Source organism: Parvibaculum sp., assembly GCF_049672805.1.
GTDB lineage: Bacteria > Pseudomonadota > Alphaproteobacteria > Parvibaculales > Parvibaculaceae > Parvibaculum.
Window position 1 is genome coordinate 1 of record NZ_JBATWS010000001.1, and the last position, 16,783, is coordinate 16,783.

The following is a 16,783-nucleotide window of genomic DNA, read 5'->3' on the forward strand; positions in this document are numbered from 1 at the left end:
CGTCGTCCATCGACATTATGATCTACTGCTTCACCAACACGATTGTCTGGGGCGAATGGCTGGCGCTGAAGGAAGCACTCGCCTTCCGCGTGAAGCAGGCGGTGGAAAGCGCAGGCGCGAAATTCGCTCTCCCCGGCAGCGCCGTCTATGTCGAAGCCTTCCCGCCCCTGCCGGAAGAAATTGTGGCAATGGCGAAGAAGTGACGTTTAGCAGTTTTAGCGCAGAGACGCCGCGCTGAACGTATCGCAGGTGGCAGGGTCGCCTGTGTCATAACCACGACGCAGCCATTCCATGCGCTGTGCGCTTGTGCCATGTGTGAAGCTGTCCGGCACCACATGGCCACGGCCGCGCTTTTGCAGCGTGTCATCGCCAATCGCGTGGGCTGCCTGCAATCCGTCTTCAAGGTCGCCACGCTCGATGACGATGCCGCCATTGGAGGCGGCTTCCGCATTCGCCGCCCAGACACCGGCGTAGCAATCGGCCTGCAATTCCTGCATCACGGAATAGCGGTTTGCTTCCGCCTCGCTGCGGGCATTCTGCCGCGCGGCGAGCACCTGGCGCGATATGCCGAGCACGGTCTGCACATGATGGCCAACCTCATGCGCGATCACATAGGCCTGTGCAAATTCGCCCGGCGCGCCATAGCGCGTTGCCAGTTCGTCGAAGAAAACGAGGTCGATATAGATGCGCTCATCCGCCGGGCAGTAGAACGGACCCATGGCGGATTGCCCCATGCCGCAGCGCGTGCCGGTTGCCTGCGTATAGAGAACGAGAGGCCCGGACTGGCGATAGGTTTTCCCTTCCGCCGCAAAGAGCGCTGACCAGACATCCGTAGTGGAGGAAAGGATCGTATCGACAAACTGCCCGCGCTCATCATCGGGCGTGCCGTGCTGGCCTGCCTGCTGCGTGCTGTAGCCGCCCTGTCCCTGCTGCACCACGCCGATCAGCGTGGCGGGATCGACACCGAATACGAAATAACCGATCAGAACGATGGCAATGGCGCCAATGCTGATGCCGCCACCCGCCCGGCCGGCACTCACACCACGGCGGTCCTCGATATTTCCGTATCTTTTTCCGCCCCGCCAACGCATGGGACTGTTCCTTTCGGCTGTACCGTTATTTTGCGCTGCCTACCGCATCATCAATCGCGGCTTTCAGCGTTTCAGCCATGCGATCGAGTTCAGAGTCTGACACGATGAAGGCGGGACCGAGGCAGACAATGTCGCGCACCGCGCCGGTGCCGCCGCCATAGAAAAACACGCCGCGCTTGAGCCCCGCACCCACAATGCGGTTTGCAATGCCTGCGCTTTCGGGGAAGGGCTCCAGCGTCTCGCGGTCCTTCACGATTTCGAGGCCGCGGAATAGACCTTCGCCGCGAATTTCCGCGACATTGGGATGTTGTCCGAGCAGGGCTTCGAGCCGCTCCATCAGAGCAGCACCCTGCGCAGCCGCGCGGGCGACAAGCCCTTCATCTTCAAGGATTTGCAGTACCTTTTCTGCCGCCGCGCAAGCACCCGGATGCGCGCCATAGGTATAGAACATGAGCGACTGCCCGGTATCGGCCAGCGGTGCAACCACCTCATCCGTCGCGAACACGCCGACAATCGGCGCATAGCCACCCGCAAAACCCTTGCCGGATATCATGATGTCCGGTGTGAAGCCGAAATGTTCGCAGGCGAAGCGTTTGCCCGTGCGGCCAAAGCCGACCATCACTTCATCAGAGATCAGCAGCACGCCATAGCGGTCGCAAATCTCGCGCACTTTCGGCCAGTAGCGCGCGCCCGGCATCAGCGCACCGCCCGAAGAGCCTGTTATCGGCTCGGCAAGAAAGGCTGCAACCGTCTCCGGTCCTTCGCGCAGGATCGTGTCTTCAAGGGCTTGCGCCGCTGCAATGTCGTAATCGGGATCATGCCGCCCGCCCGGTGCGCGGAGCGCGTAAGGTGTCGGCACTTGCGGCATATGGGGGATGAGTTTCTCGAAGCCCTTCTTGCGCGCGACATGACCGGCCACACCGAGCGTGAAGAAGGTCGTGCCATGATAGGAAATATCGCGGCTGATGATCTTCCAGCGCGTCTCGTTTCCCTTCGCGCGGAAATGCTGGATGGCAAGGCGGCAGGCCGCATCCACCGCTTCCGAACCGCCGCTTGCGAGATAGGTGCGGGTGAGTTTTTCCGGCAGCCAGTAGCGACGCAGCCGCTCCATCAGGCGCGAGCGCTCCGGTGTGAGAAAAGGCGGCACCGCATAGGACATGGAAGTCATGGCGGCGGCCATGGCCTCGCCGACCTCCGCACGTCCATGCCCGATATTGGAAACGATCGCCCCGCCCGCCGCATCAAGGATTTCGCCGCCGCCCCGCGTATAGAGCGTGCAGCCTTTGGCATGGGTGACGTCCACCACGCGCGGCGATGGCACGAAGGGCCAGGCGACGGAAGTGGTTGCGGGCGCTTGCGTATTCATGGTCGATGCTCCCCAGTCTGGTATTTTTCGTGAGGTTAGGCGAGCTGCGACATCAATGCCAATGGCTCGCATAGCTTTTCTTTGGCATCGCCAAAAGAGCAGTGCTTTGATAGGCGTAAGAAATGGGGGCCGCACCGGCGCCCGGACGACAAGGATGCGCTCGTGAAAGTACCTGAAACCGTGATTGTCATCGGCGCCGGTATTGTAGGCGTCTCTACAGCCTATGAGCTTGCGCTTCGCGGCGTGCGTGTCACCCTTCTGGAAGAGCGCGAAGGAGCAGGGCTTGGCACCAGCTATGCGAATGGTGCGCAGCTTTCGGCCTGTGAGGTTGCGCCCTGGCCGGGGCCGGAAACGCCCCTGATGGTGCTGCGCTGGCTTGGACGGACGGATGCACCTTTCCGCATGAAGCCGAAACTTGACCCGGAGCAATGGCTCTGGCTCTTCCGCTTCCTCTTGCGCTGCCGTGCCTCTGCGCGGGCGGAACGTATTCCCCCCAATCTTGAACTTGCCTTGCTCACGCGTGCGCGGCTTGCCGCTTATGAGGAAGAGTTTGAACGCGCTGGAAAGACGCTCGATTATGAGCGCCTGAACCGGGGTATTCTGCGCATCTATCACGAAAGGGATGCGCTCAATTCGGCGGTGAAGGAGAGCGAACTTTTCGCCCGCCACGGGCTTGAGCAGCGGGTTTTGACGCCCGCAGAATGCACAGAGATCGAGCCGGCACTCGGCGCTGCCATGCAAAGCGGCGATTTCGTCGGCGGTCTCTATGCCGCATCTGATAGCACGGGTGATGCCTATCTCTTCTCGCGCGGGATCGCGGAAGGGGCGGAGCGGCTCGGCGTGACCTATATGCGCAACACGCGTGTGCGCCGGATCATTGCGGAACGGGGGCACGCGCGCGGTGTGGAGACGGATGCAGGCATCATCGAGGCGGATGCGGTGGTTGTCGCCGCCGGTGTCGAAACGCGCAGGCTCCTCGCGCCCTTCGGTGTGCGGACCTATGTCTATCCGCTGAAAGGCTATTCGGTGACGATCCCCGCGCCTGAGGGGAATGCACCGGAAGTAAGCGTCACCGATGAAATGCGGAAAGTGGTTGTCAGCCGGCTTGGCAATCGCATCCGCTCTGCCGGGCAGGTGGAAGTGGGCGGTTATGATCTGACGATGGAGCCTGCGCGCGCCCGCTCGGTTCTGACGGCGATGGAAGGGGTCTATCCCCAGATGACGCCGCTGCGCGACCAGGCGGAGTTCTGGTGCGGGCTGCGCCCCATGACGCCGGATGGCAGCCCGGTGATCGGCGCGGTGCCCGGTACGAGCAATGTCTATGTGAATAGCGGGCATGGCACGCTGGGCTGGACGCTGGGGGCGGGGAGCGGGGCAGCGCTTGCCTCCCTGATCTGCGACAGCGCGCCGCAGATGGACCTAACTCCTTTCTCCATAAGCAGATTTTAGGTTTCCTGCCTCAAAGCGCCCCGGCCTATTGTGCATCGCACAAAAATCACTTGACCTTGCGGCGGTTGCTAACTATCTCATTGTGCAGCGCACAATACGGCGCGCCGGCATGAGCCGGGCCCCCCTCGCTACCCGGCGAGCCACGCGACACAGGAGAGAAACCATGACCGAAGCAACCCCCAAGGCGAAAGCCACGAAGAAGGCGACCCGGAAGCCGCGCGCCAGCAAGGCCTCGGCAAAGACCACGACCGCCAAGGCGGCTCCGAAGGTCGAGCAGAAGAATCCGTTCGAAACTGCTTCCGGCATCATCGTTACGCTGACCCGCACCAATTTCGAAGAAGGTGTGCAGACGGCCCGCGCCGTGCTCACTTCCGGCAGCCTCAAGTCGGCAGTCGAACTCCAGAATGACTACGTACGTGCCGCGCTGAAGCGGAATATCGATGCTGTGCGCGAGCTGAACGAACTGACTGTCTCGACGGTGCGTGAAACCGTTGCTCCCTACGCGACGAAATTCACCGAGACCTTCGACAAGTTCCGCGCTGCCTGATTGGCACCGGGGCAGGGAAGCTCTGCCCATTCAAGGTTTCTGTTGCGTATCAGTTGCGTAAGAAAAAGCCCGGCCCTCGAAAGAGGTGCCGGGCTTTTGCTTTGCTTCCGAAGGGAGGCCGATCAGGCCGTGTCGCTTGACTGCGCGCGCGCCGCAAGACGCTGGCGCAGCGAAAGAACGGTCGGCTTGCCGTCGGCGGCAGGCTGATAGAAAAGGCTGAAGAAGTTTGAACACTCAGCCCAGATTTCCGGCGTGATATTGTCAGACACTTCCAGCGCATCAAAGCCGCAGCGGATCATGAACTGGAACTGGTCGCGCAGCACATTGCCGACTGCCCGCACCTCGCCCTTGTAGCCATAGCGTTCCCGCAGAAGTCGCGCATAGGAATAGGCGCGGCCATTGCGATACGCCGGAAACTCAAGCGCGACCACGGAGAGCTTGTCGAGATCATCAGCGATGACGCTCGGCTCCTGACCGCTCTTCAGACGCACACCAAGCGGTGTGTTGCGCGCGCTCAGCGTCTCGCGTTCCGCCTGCCAGCGTTCAAGTGACACGATGACCGGGCCATCCGGCAGCGCGTCTTCATCGCCGACCGCAACGAAGCTGTCCTCGATGAACTCGCCATTCTTAATGAGTTGCATAGAGGTTCTCCTTGAAGGGAGCCAGACCAATGCGGCGATAGGTGTCGATGAAGCGTTCACCCGCCTCGCGCTTGTCGAGATAGATGTTCACGACCTTCTCGACCGCGTCCACAATTTCATCTTCGGTGAAGGCAGGGCCGACAATGTCGCCAATGGCGGTCTTTTCATCCGCCGCGCCACCAAGTGTCACCTGGTAATATTCAACGCCCTTCTTGTCCACGCCGAGAATGCCGATATGGCCGACATGGTGGTGGCCGCAGGCATTGATGCAGCCGGAGGTGTTGATCTTCAGCTCACCGATTTCATGCTGCCGGGCAATATCCGCAAAGCGTTCAGAAATGCGCTGCGCAATCGGTATCGAACGCGCATTGGCAAGCGAGCAATAGTCGAGACCGGGGCAGGCGATCTGATCGGTGATGAGGTTGATGTTGGGCGTTGCCAGGTCATGCGCCTTCAACGCTTCGTAAACCGCATAGAGATCCTTCTTGCGCACATGGGCAAGCGTCAGATTCTGCTCATGCGTCACGCGGACTTCGTCGAAGCTGAACTTCTCCGCAATGTCGGCCACCGCATCCATCTGATCGGAGGTGCAGTCGCCCGGCGTACCGCCGATGGGCTTCAGCGAGATATTGACGATCGCATAGCCCGGAATCTTGTGCGCGGCGATGTTCGACTTCACCCAGTTCGCAAAACCCGTATCGGCAAGGACGGCCTTGTTCAGCTCGGTGCTTTCATCGGGAAGCGTTTCGAAGGCAGGCGGGCGGAAATAAGCCTGAATACGGTCCACTTCTTCCTGCGGCAGATGCAGCGTTCCCGCCTTGCGGATTTCCGCAAACTCGGCATCCACCTGACGCTTCATTTCTTCGGCGCCAATCTCATGGACGAGGATTTTGATGCGCGACTTGTACATGTTGTCGCGTCGGCCATACATGTTGTAAACGCGCATGACCGCCTCGAGATAGGCGAGCAAATCTTCCTTCGGCACGAAATCCGCGATCTTCTTTGCGATCATCGGCGTGCGGCCAAGCCCGCCACCGACATAGACTTCATAGCCGATGTTACCCGCGCCATCCTGAACGATCTGGATGCCGATATCATGCACGCGGATCGCGGCGCGATCATCCGGCGTGCCGGAAACCGCAATCTTGAACTTGCGCGGCAGGAAGGAAAATTCCGGGTGGAAGGTGGACCACTGGCGGATGATTTCCGAGATGATGCGGGGATCTTCGATCTCGTTCTTTGCCGCGCCAGCATATTGGTCGGATGTCACGTTGCGGATGCAGTTGCCCGAGGTCTGGATGCAATGCATTTCGACGGAAGCGAGATCCTTCAGAATATCCGGCACATCTTTCAGCGCGGGCCAGTTAAACTGAAGGTTCTGGCGCGTGGTGAAGTGGCCATAGCCGCGGTCATAGGTGCGACCGATATGGGCAAGCATCCGAAGCTGGCGCGAGGAAAGTGTGCCATAGGGAATGGCGATGCGCAGCATATAGGCGTGAAGCTGCAGATAGACGCCATTCATCAGGCGCAGCGGCTTGAACTCGTCCTCCGTCAACTCGCCGGAAAGACGCCGCGCAACCTGATTGGCGAACTGCGCCACGCGCTCATTGACCAGCTGATGGTCGAATTCGTCGTATCGATACATAAACTTGCCTCTACCTTTTTCCGCCAGTCACGCAGTTTGCGGCCGCTCAGCGCTGAGCGTCTGCAAGCTCAGCCTGCTTGCCGAGATCGGGCCGGACGGTGGGTCCGGCCTGGCGGATGATCTCGCGTACACTCGCCGCAGAAAGGCGGTCATTCTCGGGCGAGACTTCAAAGAGATAGGGTTCAACCACGGTGTTGTCTGCAACGGAAGGCTCTGCCTTCGCGAGCAGCGCTTCTGCCGCTTCCTTGCCTTCGGCGACCGCTGCGTCCTGCAACGATTCCGACCAGCGGCCATCCGCCGTCAGATAGACGACAATGCCGTCCTGCAACCGGTTGGCGGTCACGGACTGGAACTGCGCGCCCTTTCTCGTGTGCTGGGCCATTCGACCATCCTCGAAATCGGCAATCCGCATTTCGCTGCGATTGCGAACAAACTGGGGTAGATGCCGGGCACGCTCTGCCCGGCAAATTGGGCGCTAAGATGGGTTTTTCGGTAAAGATCGTCAATAGTTGTGTAGAAATATATGTATTACAGCCAGAAAAAGTATTTATGGGTTGGCTGGAATCCGGCCGGTTTTCGCCGTTGCGTCAGCTTTCCCGCAGAATGGCGCTTTCATGCCAGCGCCGGAGCAGCCTTTGCTCCATGAGCGTCAGCCCGAAGAAAATCAGGATGCCAAGGCCGGACAGCAGGAAAAGGGCAGCAAACATGCGCGGGATGTCGAGCCGATTCCCTGCTTCCACGATCCGCCAGGCAAGGCCGTTGCCGGAGCCCGAGCCTGCCACGAACTCCGCCACCACCGCACCGATCAGCGCAAGGCCGCCCGAGATTTTCATGCCCGCGAGAATATAGGGCAGGGCGGAGGGCAATTGCAGTTCGGTCAGCACCTGCCAGCGGCTTGCCCCGTAAAGCCGGAAAAGATCGCGCAGATTATGGTCGGCTGAGCGCAGGCCCAGCGTCGTGTTCGACAGGATGGGAAAGAAGGCGACGATCCAGGCAAGGATCAGCAGCGCAAACTCCACATTGTCATAGCCGACCCAGATGAGGATGAGCGGCGCGATGGAGACGACCGGCGTAACCTGCAACACCACAGCATAGGGAAAGAGTGCCATTTCCACATGCCGGTTCTGCGAGAAGAGGATAGCGAGGCCGACACCGCCGACAACGGCAAGCAGAAAGGCAGAAATGGTCACGCGCAGCGTCACCCAGAGCGAGGTCATCAGCGACCCGAAATTCTGAACGAAGCTCTCCCAGATGGCGGAAGGCGCGGGTAGTACGAAGCGGGGAATATCATAGGTCGCGACCAGCAATTCCCAGGCGCCAAGAAAAAGCAGGCCGACGCCTGCCGGCACGAGAAAGCGGGCAAGCCGCGCGGGCATGGTGTCGTGATGCCTCATATCGCGGCCCCCTCGCGCAGCGCGGCGCTGACCTGCGCGCAGATTTCGATATAGCGTGGGGATTCGCGGAATGTATGTCCGCGCGGAAAGGGCTCGGAAATCTCGATGTCGGCAAGAATGCGTCCCGGCCGCGCGCCCATGACAAGCACGCGTTCTGAGAGATAGACGGACTCGTAAATGCTGTGCGTCACAAAGACGGTCGTGAAGCGCTGCGCTTGCCACAGGGCGAGCAGATCATCGTCAAGCTTGCCGCGCGTGAATTCATCAAGCGCGGCGAAAGGCTCATCCATCAGCAGCAGCGGCGGCTCGGTGACGAGCGCGCGGGCGATGGAAACACGCATCCTCATACCGCCGGAAAGTTCACGCGGATAGGCATTGGCAAAATCGGCAAGGCCGACGCGCCGAAGAGCATCCATGACGCGAGGCTCGGCCTGCTTCCAGGAGATGCCTTTCAGTTTCAGCGGCAGATAGACATTGTCGCTCGCCCGCGCCCAGGGCATGAGCGTCGCATCCTGAAAGACGAAACCGATATCGGCAGGGCGCGTGCCGGAGGCAGGCCATGAGAGCGTACCCGTATCCGCTTCGATCAAACCGGCAATGATGCGCAGCAAGGTGCTCTTGCCGCAGCCGGACGGGCCAACGAGAGACACGAAGCCCCCTTCGCGGATCGACGCATCAATGCCCGATAGCGCGACAATGCCATTCGCATATGTCTTGCCGATACCCGTGAGCGAAAGGAGAGGCGGGGCATCGGGCCGCTTGCCGCTCATTCGCCCCTAAGTTCCTTCTTCAAGTCGAGGCCGACGCCGCGATTGACGAATTCAAGCGTGTAAGCGGTGTGAAGATCGAGCGTCGGCTTATAGGCACCGGCTTCCACCATCTCGTTATAAAAGCGCAGCCAGCGTTCATCCGTCATTGCGCCGACGCCAAGTTCGACCGTCTCGCCAGAATCGACAATGCCGTTCTCCCGCATCAGCCGGATGGCATTGGCGATGATGTCATCCGTCATATCCGGGTTGTCGCGTTTGATGAGCGCATTGGCGGGCGAGGGATCGCCATAGAGATAGCTGACCCAGCCGCGAATGCTCGCATCGACAAAGGCCTGCACCACTTCCGGGTCTTCGGCGATGAGGCGGTCACTTGCGAGAATGAAGGCGGCATAGCCGGGATAGCCATAGTCCGACAGAAGGAAAACCTGCGGCTCGATGCCCTGCTGGCGGATCATATAGGGCTCGGATGAAAGGTAGCCCTGCTGGATGGCGTTCTTGTCGGTGAGGAAGGGCGCGAGGTTGAAAGTGTATTTACGGATCTGGCTGTCATCGAAACCATATTTCGACTTGAGCCAGAGCCAGAAGGCACTCACCGTCGCATCCGCAACCATGATCGGCTTGCCCTTCATGTCGGCCACGGATTTCACATCATCACGCGGATGGGTGATGAAGACCTGCGGGTCTTTCTGAAAGGATGCCATCACGGCCTTCGCGCCTGCTTCTGCAGCGGCGATGTTGAGCGGAATGAAATTGTTGGAGCCGAGGCCGAACTCAACCGTATGCGCGGCGAGAAGCTGCGGCACATTCACGCCCGGGCCGCCTTGCAGGATTTTCACATCAAGGCCCGCTTCCTCATAATAGCCATTGGCTAGCGCCTGATAGAAGCCGCCATGTTCGGCTTGCGCCTTCCAGTCTGTCGCAAAAGTCACGCTGCGCAGATTGCCAGACGTACTGCCACCCGGTTGCAGCACCAGAACAATCGCCACGGCGACAGCCACGGCAGCGGCGATGCAGCCGAGAATGAAAGTACGATTCATGGATTTTCTCCCGGGCAGGTCGCGGTCTCTTTCAGGCGGCGAAATCGTATCAGCGCCGGAAGGGGAGGGCTACTACGCGTTGCAGCTTTCCGCGTCTCAAAGCGGTTCGCACTTTGCCTGTCTGCGGAGCGTGTCGATCTCGGCCACGGCTTCGTCCGAAGGAACGAGAGAGCGGAAGAGGACAATGCCCTTTTCGCTCGGCGCAACGATCAACGGTACGCCCGGCTCCGGCACGGTATCTTCCTTCGCGGCAAGAATGATCTCGATGCGCTTGCCCCGGACTTCCCGGTCATTCACCACAAAGAAATTATCTGTATTGGCGGCAAAGGTGGAAAGCGACCAATAGGTCTCCGGCACGGGGGATGAGAGCTTCACCGGCCGGTCCGAAACATCATAGACGCAAGCGGCATAAAGAAGGTCCGGGCTCGGGCGCACAATGCCCCGCGCCTCGGCGGTGGGGCGGTCGGGATAGATCGCCTTGTTGACGCCTCCGGCCTCTGCGGCGATCCCGGCAATCGCGCGGTTCATCACGCCGTAGGGAAAGACGAACACGGTCAGGATGTGAAACACCGCAGCAAGGGCGGCTACACCCGCAATCCACAAAGGCCAGGTTTTCATGACGCACATGCCTCCTTGGCAATTTGCGGCAAGCTGATCCCGGCAGGATCACGCGCTGCCTTGTCGTCAGGATTGTAGAGCCGGAGTGTGATGGTGAATGTGTCCCCATTTTGACCATCACCCGTGGGAATCCAGTTCGTGTCCCTTTCCTCAGGGCCAACATGGATGACGAAACTGCCATCCTCGTTCCGCTGCACGGTTTCACCGCCTACCGAATACCGGTTCTGCGGATTGGGTATGAGATAGTGGTCTTCGCCATAAAGCGTGATGCTCCACCAGCGTGCAGGCGGATCGAAGCCGGTGATCTTATAGCTGCAGGAAATGCGCAGCTTGTCGCCCGCATCATCGCGGTGAGCGGTGAAATAGATCGTCTCGTTGCGATTGAGCGCGAGAAGCCCCGCAACGGCGACACGCGCGCGCGTATAGGGGTCGGCCTGTGTGCTGCCAATGGTGAGGTCTGTTTCCCAGGGGCCAACGGCAACATCGCCGCCAAGACCGCCGCTGCGAATGAGCAGGATGGCCGAACCCGCTCCAAGGATGAGCGCCACGACAAATGCCGCAACAAGCTTCAGGGCCAGCTTCACGAATTGTCCCCCCGGCGGCTCCCTTCTGGAGCCAGGCTTCTCAAACCATACCGATTACGCAGCGCCCCCGCGCGTGAATCAGCAGGAAGCTCATCCAATCCCGCCATCGCGAAAAGGTCAAAGGGATATTCGCCGCTTGGTTAATCGGGAGAGGGGAGAGGCCTATCCGCCCGCCAGTTCCTCGCGCTTCATCTCAAGCTCAAGCCAGCGTTCTTCTGCTTCGGAAAGTTCGGCTCTGAGCCGTTCGAGCTTTTCGCTCGTCTTGTGGAACCCGTCCGGGTCATTCGTATAGAAGTCGGGATCGGCAAGCCGCTCCTCTGCAGCCGCGATTTCGCTTTCGAGCTTCGGCATCCGCGCCTGCAATTCTTCCAGCGCACGGGCATCCTTGTAGCTGAGCTTTGCCTGTGTCTTTGGCCGCTCGGCTTTGGGAGCGGCAGCCTGCTGCACCTGTCGGGCGGGGGCGGTGCGTTCCTTTCTCTGGCGCAGATAATCCGAATAGCCGCCCGGATATTCCTCCGCGCGCCCCTCGCCATCGAGCGCGATGACGGAAGTGACAACCCGGTCGAGGAAGTCACGGTCATGGCTCACCAGAAGCACCGTGCCCTCATAGTCGCAGAGCATTTCCTGCAACAGGTCGAGCGTCTCCATATCGAGATCGTTGGTCGGCTCGTCGAGGATGAGAAGGTTCGAAGGTTTCGCCAGCGCGCGGGCAAGAAGCAGGCGGCATTGTTCTCCGCCCGACAAGGCCTTCACGGGCTGGCGCGCCTGTGACTCACGGAACAGAAAGTCGCGCAGATAGGAGACGACATGGCGCGGCTTCCCCCGCACCATCACCTGATCGCCGCCTCCCTCGCAAAGCGTATCCCAAAGGGTCGCTTCCGGGTTCAGCGAGCCGCGCGACTGGTCGATATAGACGGTAGTGAGATTGGTGCCGAGCCGCACCGTGCCGCTGTCCGGCTCAAGCGCGCCGGTGAGGATTTTCAGAAGCGTTGTCTTGCCCGCCCCGTTTGGACCGATCAGGCCGATTTTGTCGCCGCGCATGATACGGGTCGAAAAATCACGCACCGCCACGCGCTCGCTGCCATCAGGCTGCGGCCAGACCTTGGTAATGTTTTTTGCCTCGATGACGAGTGAGCCGGAGGACGACCCGCTTTCAGCGGCAAGCTCCACCCGGCCTGTCTGCTGGACATGGCTTGCGCGCTCTGCCCGCAGCGCATGAAGGCGGCGCAGGCGGCCCTGATTGCGGGTGCGCCGCGCGGAAATCCCCTCGCGCGACCATTGCGTCTCCTGCTCGATCAGCTTGTCGAGCTTGCGCTGCGTAACTTCTTCCTCGGCGAGAATTTGTTCCGACCATTCCTCAAAGGCGCCGAAGCCCTTGTCGAGACGGCGGATGACACCCCGGTCGAGCCAGAGACAGCCCGCCGCAAGACGCCGCAGGAAGGCGCGGTCATGGCTGATGAGAATGAAGGCACCACGGAATTGCGAGAGCCGGTCTTCCAGCCATTCGATGGAAGGAAGATCGAGATGGTTGGTCGGCTCATCGAGAAGAAGAATATCAGGCTCTTCCGCGAGCACCCGCGCCAGCGCCGCCTTGCGGCCCTCGCCACCGGAGAGTTTCGACGGATCGGCGGTGGGCGAAAGCTTCAGCTCGTCGAGCGCCGCCGCAGCCTTGTAGGCTTCCGCGCCGCCGGAGGTCGCATAATCAATGACGGTCTTTGCGCCGCCAAAGTCGGGCACCTGTTCGAGATAGGCGATGCGGGTGCCGGGCTGGCGGAAAATCTCGCCGCCATCAGGATCGACAAGCCCCGCCGCAATGCGGAGCAGGGTGGACTTGCCGCTGCCATTCCGCCCGACAAGGCAAAGCCTGTCGCCCGGCGCAAGCGCAAAGCTCGCCCCGCCAATCAGAACCTGATCGGCGAATACGGTGCGGATGTCGCGAAGAGCGAGGAGAGGAGCGGCCAATTTCCGAATAACCCGTTGCTTCTGGCCGTCTGTATGGCCCATCAGCGCGCGAGGTGCAAATCCCTCAGTGGGTCAGCGCCCGCCAACGCGGAAATTCGGCACCGAGCTTTCCTGCTTCTTCCGCTCGAGCTTCGGGGCCGCGCCGAAAAGATTGGCGAGTTCGGCAAAAAAGCCGCTTCGGGGCGTTGTCGCCGCCACAATGGGCGCATCCCGGTAGCGCACGGCACCCGGCAGCGGGGCAGGCGGCAGGCCGGCTTCTGACGCATTTATATAGTTTCGCCAGGCAAGGGCTGCGAAGTTCCCGCCAGATGCTCCTTGCGTCGGGGAGTTGTCGTCATTGCCGAACCAGACACCCACCGTCTGATGGCCGGTATAGCCGACGAACCACGCATCGCGATTGTCCTGGCTGGTGCCCGTCTTGCCAGCCGCAAGCCGCCCGGAAGGAGCCGCTGCGCGGCCCGTGCCGCCTGCGATGACCTGATGAAGCATATAGGTCATGTCGCGCGCCTGCTCTGCGGTGATGACCTGCACCGGCGCGCTCTCATGGGCATAGAGAACGTCCCCGTTTTCCGCTTCGATGCGCCGGATCGCATAGGGCGCGCTGCGCTTGCCATCATTGCCGAAAACGGAATAGGCGGAAGTAAGTTCGAGAAGAGACACTTCAGCACTGCCAAGCGCAATGGAGAGGTTGCGCGGCAGCGGGCCTTCGATGCCGAGCTTTTCAGCCGCGCCGAGAATGCGGTCCATGCCTGCGCGCTCGCCGAGTTTCACGGTGATCGTGTTGATCGAATTGGCAAGCGCCGTCGCAAGCGTCACCGTGCCCCAGTTGCGCTCGGTCGCGTTGCGCGGCTCCCAGCCCTCGAATGAAACCGGCTCATCGGCGATCTGTGTCTCCGGCGTGAAGCCTGCTTCCAGCGCCGCGAGATAGATGACAGGCTTGAAGGCGGAACCGGGCTGGCGCTTTGCCTGTGTTGCGCGGTTGAACTGGCTCTCGACATAGGACGTGCCGCCGACAAGGGCGAGCACCGCGCCGTCGGGGCCAAGCGCCACAAGCGATCCCTGACTGACCTTGCGATCACCGCCCGTTTCGGCCACGGCCTTGCGTACGGCTTCTTCCGCCGCTTGCTGCCTTTTGGAATCAAGTGTGGTGTGAACGGTGATCCGTCCCGTTGTGTCGGGCAGAAGTTCGCGCACGCGCTCGCTCACCCAGTCCACGAAATATTCGCGGCCCGCTTCCTGCGTGCGCGGCAGCACTTCCGCCGGATGTTCGCGCGCGCCTGCGACTTCCTTCTCGGTCAGATTGCCAGATGCAACGAGGCGGTCGAGAACCTGATTGGCGCGCGCCCGGGCGCGGTCGAGATCATTTGTCGGCGCAAAGCGGCTCGGCGCTTTCGGCAGGCCAGCGAGAATGGCAGCTTCTGCAAGCGATACATCCCGCACCGACTTGCCGAAATAATAATGGGACGCGGCATCCATACCGTAGCTGCCCGCACCCATATAGATGCGGTTCAGGTAGAGGGTGAGGATCTCCTCCTTGCTCAGATTGTTTTCGAGCCACACGGTAATCAGCGCTTCCTGCACCTTGCGCCACAGGGTCCGGCGATTATCGAGATAGAGGTTCTTCGCCACCTGCTGCGTGATGGTGGAGCCGCCTTCAACAAAGGAAAGGGCCTTGAGATTGCTCCACATGGCCCGCGTGATGCCGCGTGCGTCAAAGCCTTTGTGTTCGTAAAAGCGCCGATCTTCGGTGGCGAGAACAGCCTTGATGAGATAGGGCGGCATTTCGCCAAGCGGCACAGTCGGCGCCGTGCGACGCCCTCGCTGGCCGATTTCTTCGCCGCTCGCATTCAGAACGCGAATCGAGAGCGTTTCAACCTGTCCACGCTCAAGTGTACGGTGAAGATCGGGAAGGGTGAGAAAGGCGAGGGCCGCAAAACCCGCCGCAAAAACGGTGAGGGAAAAGGACAGAATCCCTGCCCATCGCCCGAGGCGGCTGCGCGGCCGCTTCGGCCCCTTCAGGTCCGGCTCGTCCTCCTGTCTCGGATCCGTCGATGCATCACGCGCTTCCTGTGCGCGGCGCAGTTGCGCGCGCATCGGGTAGTGCGGATCGATGTCATCATCGTCGGACAAGGTAAATGCCTCGCAAGACCCATCAGGGGCGTCCATCGTTAAGCTGTTTCATGCGAGTGGCGTGCCAGCTTCCTTCGGACCAAAATGAGACTGTCAGAGCTTTGTGCAGTGAATAGGGCGGGATCGGGGCAAAGCAGGGGCGCGTCATTGTCCCCCTTTGACAAAACGGGCGCGGCGGGGTTCTGTCCCGGAATGACCGGCACGACGGAACCTTTCTGGCGCGTGAAGCGCCTCGACGAGATGACCCGCGAGGAGTGGGAAAGCCTTTGCGACGGCTGCGCGAAGTGCTGCCTCATCAAGCTTGAGGATGAGGATACGGGCGAGATCGAATATACCGACATCGCCTGCCGCCTGCTGGACGCGGAAACCTGCCGTTGCACCGACTACGCGAATCGCTCGGTGCGGGTGCCCGACTGCGTGACGCTGACGCCCCAAAATCTCGAAGATATAGAATGGATGCCCCCTTCCTGCGCCTATCGGCTGGTGCGGGACGGGAAGGACCTGCCCTGGTGGCATCCGCTTGTTTCGGGCGAGTATGAGGCCGTGCGGCTGGCAGGCATGTCCGTCTACGGACGGTTCCTTCATGAGGATGACGCGGATATGGAAGATCTGGAGGGCCGGATCGTGGATTGGCCCCTTCTGCCACCCGAATGATTTCCTTCACACAGAACCCGGAAAAACATCATAAACACTAGGCGCGCGCGCCGGGGGATGATAAGCACTCCCCGAAGTGAACGCCTGACTGGAAAATGGCTCTGTTGGGGGATACGTGCCCAAAAGCGCGCTTGATAAAGACCTGAAAAAGGTCGGCCGGTTGGAAGAAGCGACGTATGCCCTTGCACGGTCTATTGCCGCACCGGGCCTTGCTCTCCTTTTTTTGGTAGCCGTTTTCCTCTTCATGAGCGGCCTTGCGCCTGTTGGCCCGCTCAGCGTCTTCGTCATCGCTGGCGGTGTGATCGCCGGCTATATGGCGCTCAATATCGGCGCGAATGATGTTGCCAATAATATGGGCCCCGCCGTGGGCAGCAGGGCGCTGCCGCTCGGGGCAGCGCTTCTCATTGCCGCGATCTGCGAGGGAGCAGGCGCCATTCTCGCGGGCGGTGATGTGGTGGACACCATCTCCAAGGGTATCATCGAGCCACCGGCAACGATGGAAGTCCGCAACTTCGTCATGCTGATGATGTCGGCGCTTCTGGCGGCTGCTGTCTGGACGCATCTTGCCACCTTCCTGAACGCACCCGTTTCCACCACACACGCCATTGTCGGTGCCGTCGTCGGCGCGGGCATTGCGGCTGCCGGTGTAGCTGCCGTCAACTGGCCGATGATTGGCGCCATTGCAGCAAGCTGGGTCGTCTCGCCGCTGATGGGCGGTGTGATCGCGGCGGCGCTTCTCGCCTTTGTGAAGTGGCGCGTTCTCTTCCGCGAGGACCGGATCGGCGCCGCGCGACACTGGGTGCCGGTGATGATCGGCCTCATGGTCGGCGTTTTCGGCATGTATCTCGTGCTCAAGGGGCTGTCGAATGTCTGGCAGCCGCCCATAAGTGTTGTC

The 16,783-nt window shown here is 60.9% G+C and carries 16 protein-coding genes and 1 pseudogene; 5 read left to right on the forward strand and 12 right to left on the reverse strand.

The annotated features are described in order from the left end of the window. Nucleotides 1-203, forward strand: a pseudogene (locus tag WBF74_RS00005) (mechanosensitive ion channel family protein); the annotation flags it as partial. Between the two features lie 12 nt (nucleotides 204-215). Here WBF74_RS00005 and ypfJ read toward each other — a convergent pair. Together ypfJ and WBF74_RS00015 are read right to left on the reverse strand one after the other, a co-directional pair. Continuing rightward, nucleotides 216-1,091, reverse strand: coding sequence for a KPN_02809 family neutral zinc metallopeptidase (ypfJ, locus tag WBF74_RS00010; RefSeq protein WP_424433563.1), 876 nt, complete (start codon nucleotides 1,089-1,091; stop codon nucleotides 216-218). A 25-nt stretch (nucleotides 1,092-1,116) separates the two neighbouring features. Beyond that, nucleotides 1,117-2,457, reverse strand: coding sequence for an aspartate aminotransferase family protein (locus tag WBF74_RS00015; protein WP_424433565.1), 1,341 nt, complete (start codon nucleotides 2,455-2,457; stop codon nucleotides 1,117-1,119). Between the two features lie 162 nt (nucleotides 2,458-2,619). Here WBF74_RS00015 and WBF74_RS00020 point away from each other — a divergent pair, with 162 nt between their 5' ends. After that, nucleotides 2,620-3,906, forward strand: a complete 1,287-nt coding sequence (locus WBF74_RS00020; RefSeq protein WP_424433567.1) for a D-amino acid dehydrogenase — start codon at nucleotides 2,620-2,622, stop codon at nucleotides 3,904-3,906. Nucleotides 3,907-4,069: 163 nt separating this feature from the next. Then, nucleotides 4,070-4,453 carry a phasin family protein gene (locus tag WBF74_RS00025; RefSeq protein WP_424433569.1) on the forward strand — a complete coding sequence of 128 codons (384 nt, stop codon included), beginning with the start codon at nucleotides 4,070-4,072 and terminating at the stop codon, nucleotides 4,451-4,453. A gap of 122 nt (nucleotides 4,454-4,575) precedes the next feature. Here the strand turns inward: WBF74_RS00025 and WBF74_RS00030 are convergent, their stop codons facing one another. The 10 genes from WBF74_RS00030 to WBF74_RS00075 all read right to left on the reverse strand — a co-directional run bounded on the left by WBF74_RS00030 (nucleotide 4,576) and on the right by WBF74_RS00075 (nucleotide 15,234). Next, nucleotides 4,576-5,094: a DUF934 domain-containing protein gene (locus WBF74_RS00030; protein ID WP_424433571.1), complete on the reverse strand. Its 519-nt coding sequence runs from the start codon at nucleotides 5,092-5,094 to the stop codon at nucleotides 4,576-4,578. Continuing rightward, nucleotides 5,081-6,739, reverse strand: coding sequence for a nitrite/sulfite reductase (locus WBF74_RS00035; protein WP_424433573.1), 1,659 nt, complete (start codon nucleotides 6,737-6,739; stop codon nucleotides 5,081-5,083). Before WBF74_RS00035 ends, WBF74_RS00030 begins: the two co-directional genes overlap by 14 nt. Before the next feature lie 46 nt (nucleotides 6,740-6,785). Beyond that, nucleotides 6,786-7,121 carry a DUF2849 domain-containing protein gene (locus tag WBF74_RS00040; protein WP_424433575.1) on the reverse strand — a complete coding sequence of 112 codons (336 nt, stop codon included), beginning with the start codon at nucleotides 7,119-7,121 and terminating at the stop codon, nucleotides 6,786-6,788. 205 nt (nucleotides 7,122-7,326) lie between these two features. Continuing rightward, nucleotides 7,327-8,133, reverse strand: coding sequence for an ABC transporter permease (locus tag WBF74_RS00045; RefSeq protein WP_424433577.1), 807 nt, complete (start codon nucleotides 8,131-8,133; stop codon nucleotides 7,327-7,329). Continuing rightward, nucleotides 8,130-8,903 carry an ABC transporter ATP-binding protein gene (locus WBF74_RS00050; RefSeq protein WP_424433579.1) on the reverse strand — a complete coding sequence of 258 codons (774 nt, stop codon included), beginning with the start codon at nucleotides 8,901-8,903 and terminating at the stop codon, nucleotides 8,130-8,132. Before WBF74_RS00050 ends, WBF74_RS00045 begins: the two co-directional genes overlap by 4 nt. Beyond that, complete coding sequence (locus tag WBF74_RS00055; protein ID WP_424433581.1) at nucleotides 8,900-9,940, reverse strand: ABC transporter substrate-binding protein; 1,041 nt, start codon at nucleotides 9,938-9,940, stop codon at nucleotides 8,900-8,902. Before WBF74_RS00055 ends, WBF74_RS00050 begins: the two co-directional genes overlap by 4 nt. 96 nt (nucleotides 9,941-10,036) lie before the next feature. Further along, entirely contained in the window at nucleotides 10,037-10,558 is a 522-nt protein-coding gene (locus tag WBF74_RS00060) for a DUF1254 domain-containing protein (RefSeq protein ID WP_424433583.1), read from the reverse strand. After that, a complete protein-coding gene (locus tag WBF74_RS00065; RefSeq protein ID WP_424433585.1) occupies nucleotides 10,555-11,142 on the reverse strand; it encodes a DUF1214 domain-containing protein in 588 nt (195 codons plus the stop codon). The genes WBF74_RS00060 and WBF74_RS00065 overlap by 4 nt, the downstream gene beginning before the upstream one ends. Before the next feature lie 162 nt (nucleotides 11,143-11,304). Then, a complete protein-coding gene (locus WBF74_RS00070; protein ID WP_424433587.1) occupies nucleotides 11,305-13,104 on the reverse strand; it encodes an ATP-binding cassette domain-containing protein in 1,800 nt (599 codons plus the stop codon). Between the two features lie 72 nt (nucleotides 13,105-13,176). Then, a complete protein-coding gene (locus WBF74_RS00075) occupies nucleotides 13,177-15,234 on the reverse strand; it encodes a transglycosylase domain-containing protein (RefSeq protein WP_424433589.1) in 2,058 nt (685 codons plus the stop codon). Nucleotides 15,235-15,426: 192 nt separating this feature from the next. On the opposite strand from WBF74_RS00075, the gene WBF74_RS00080 reads away from it, so the two are divergent. Then, a complete protein-coding gene (locus WBF74_RS00080) occupies nucleotides 15,427-15,888 on the forward strand; it encodes a YcgN family cysteine cluster protein (RefSeq protein ID WP_424433591.1) in 462 nt (153 codons plus the stop codon). Nucleotides 15,889-16,048: 160 nt separating this feature from the next. Continuing rightward, a partial coding sequence (locus tag WBF74_RS00085; RefSeq protein ID WP_424433593.1) for an inorganic phosphate transporter occupies nucleotides 16,049-16,783 on the forward strand: 735 nt, incomplete at its 3' end.

Bases quoted from the DNA above. Each gene is read 5' to 3' on its own strand.
- WBF74_RS00015 (WP_424433565.1), bottom strand. From the start codon at position 2,457: ATGAATACGCAAGCGCCCGCAACCACTTCCGTCGCCTGGCCCTTCGTG.
- WBF74_RS00030 (WP_424433571.1), bottom strand. From the start codon at position 5,094: ATGCAACTCATTAAGAATGGCGAGTTCATCGAGGACAGCTTCGTTGCG.
- WBF74_RS00025 (WP_424433569.1), top strand. From the start codon at position 4,070: ATGACCGAAGCAACCCCCAAGGCGAAAGCCACGAAGAAGGCGACCCGG.
- WBF74_RS00050 (WP_424433579.1), bottom strand. From the start codon at position 8,903: ATGAGCGGCAAGCGGCCCGATGCCCCGCCTCTCCTTTCGCTCACGGGT.
- WBF74_RS00035 (WP_424433573.1), bottom strand. From the start codon at position 6,739: ATGTATCGATACGACGAATTCGACCATCAGCTGGTCAATGAGCGCGTG.
- ypfJ (WP_424433563.1), bottom strand. From the start codon at position 1,091: ATGCGTTGGCGGGGCGGAAAAAGATACGGAAATATCGAGGACCGCCGT.
- WBF74_RS00045 (WP_424433577.1), bottom strand. From the start codon at position 8,133: ATGAGGCATCACGACACCATGCCCGCGCGGCTTGCCCGCTTTCTCGTG.
- WBF74_RS00055 (WP_424433581.1), bottom strand. From the start codon at position 9,940: ATGAATCGTACTTTCATTCTCGGCTGCATCGCCGCTGCCGTGGCTGTC.
- WBF74_RS00060 (WP_424433583.1), bottom strand. From the start codon at position 10,558: ATGAAAACCTGGCCTTTGTGGATTGCGGGTGTAGCCGCCCTTGCTGCG.
- WBF74_RS00040 (WP_424433575.1), bottom strand. From the start codon at position 7,121: ATGGCCCAGCACACGAGAAAGGGCGCGCAGTTCCAGTCCGTGACCGCC.
- WBF74_RS00080 (WP_424433591.1), top strand. From the start codon at position 15,427: ATGACCGGCACGACGGAACCTTTCTGGCGCGTGAAGCGCCTCGACGAG.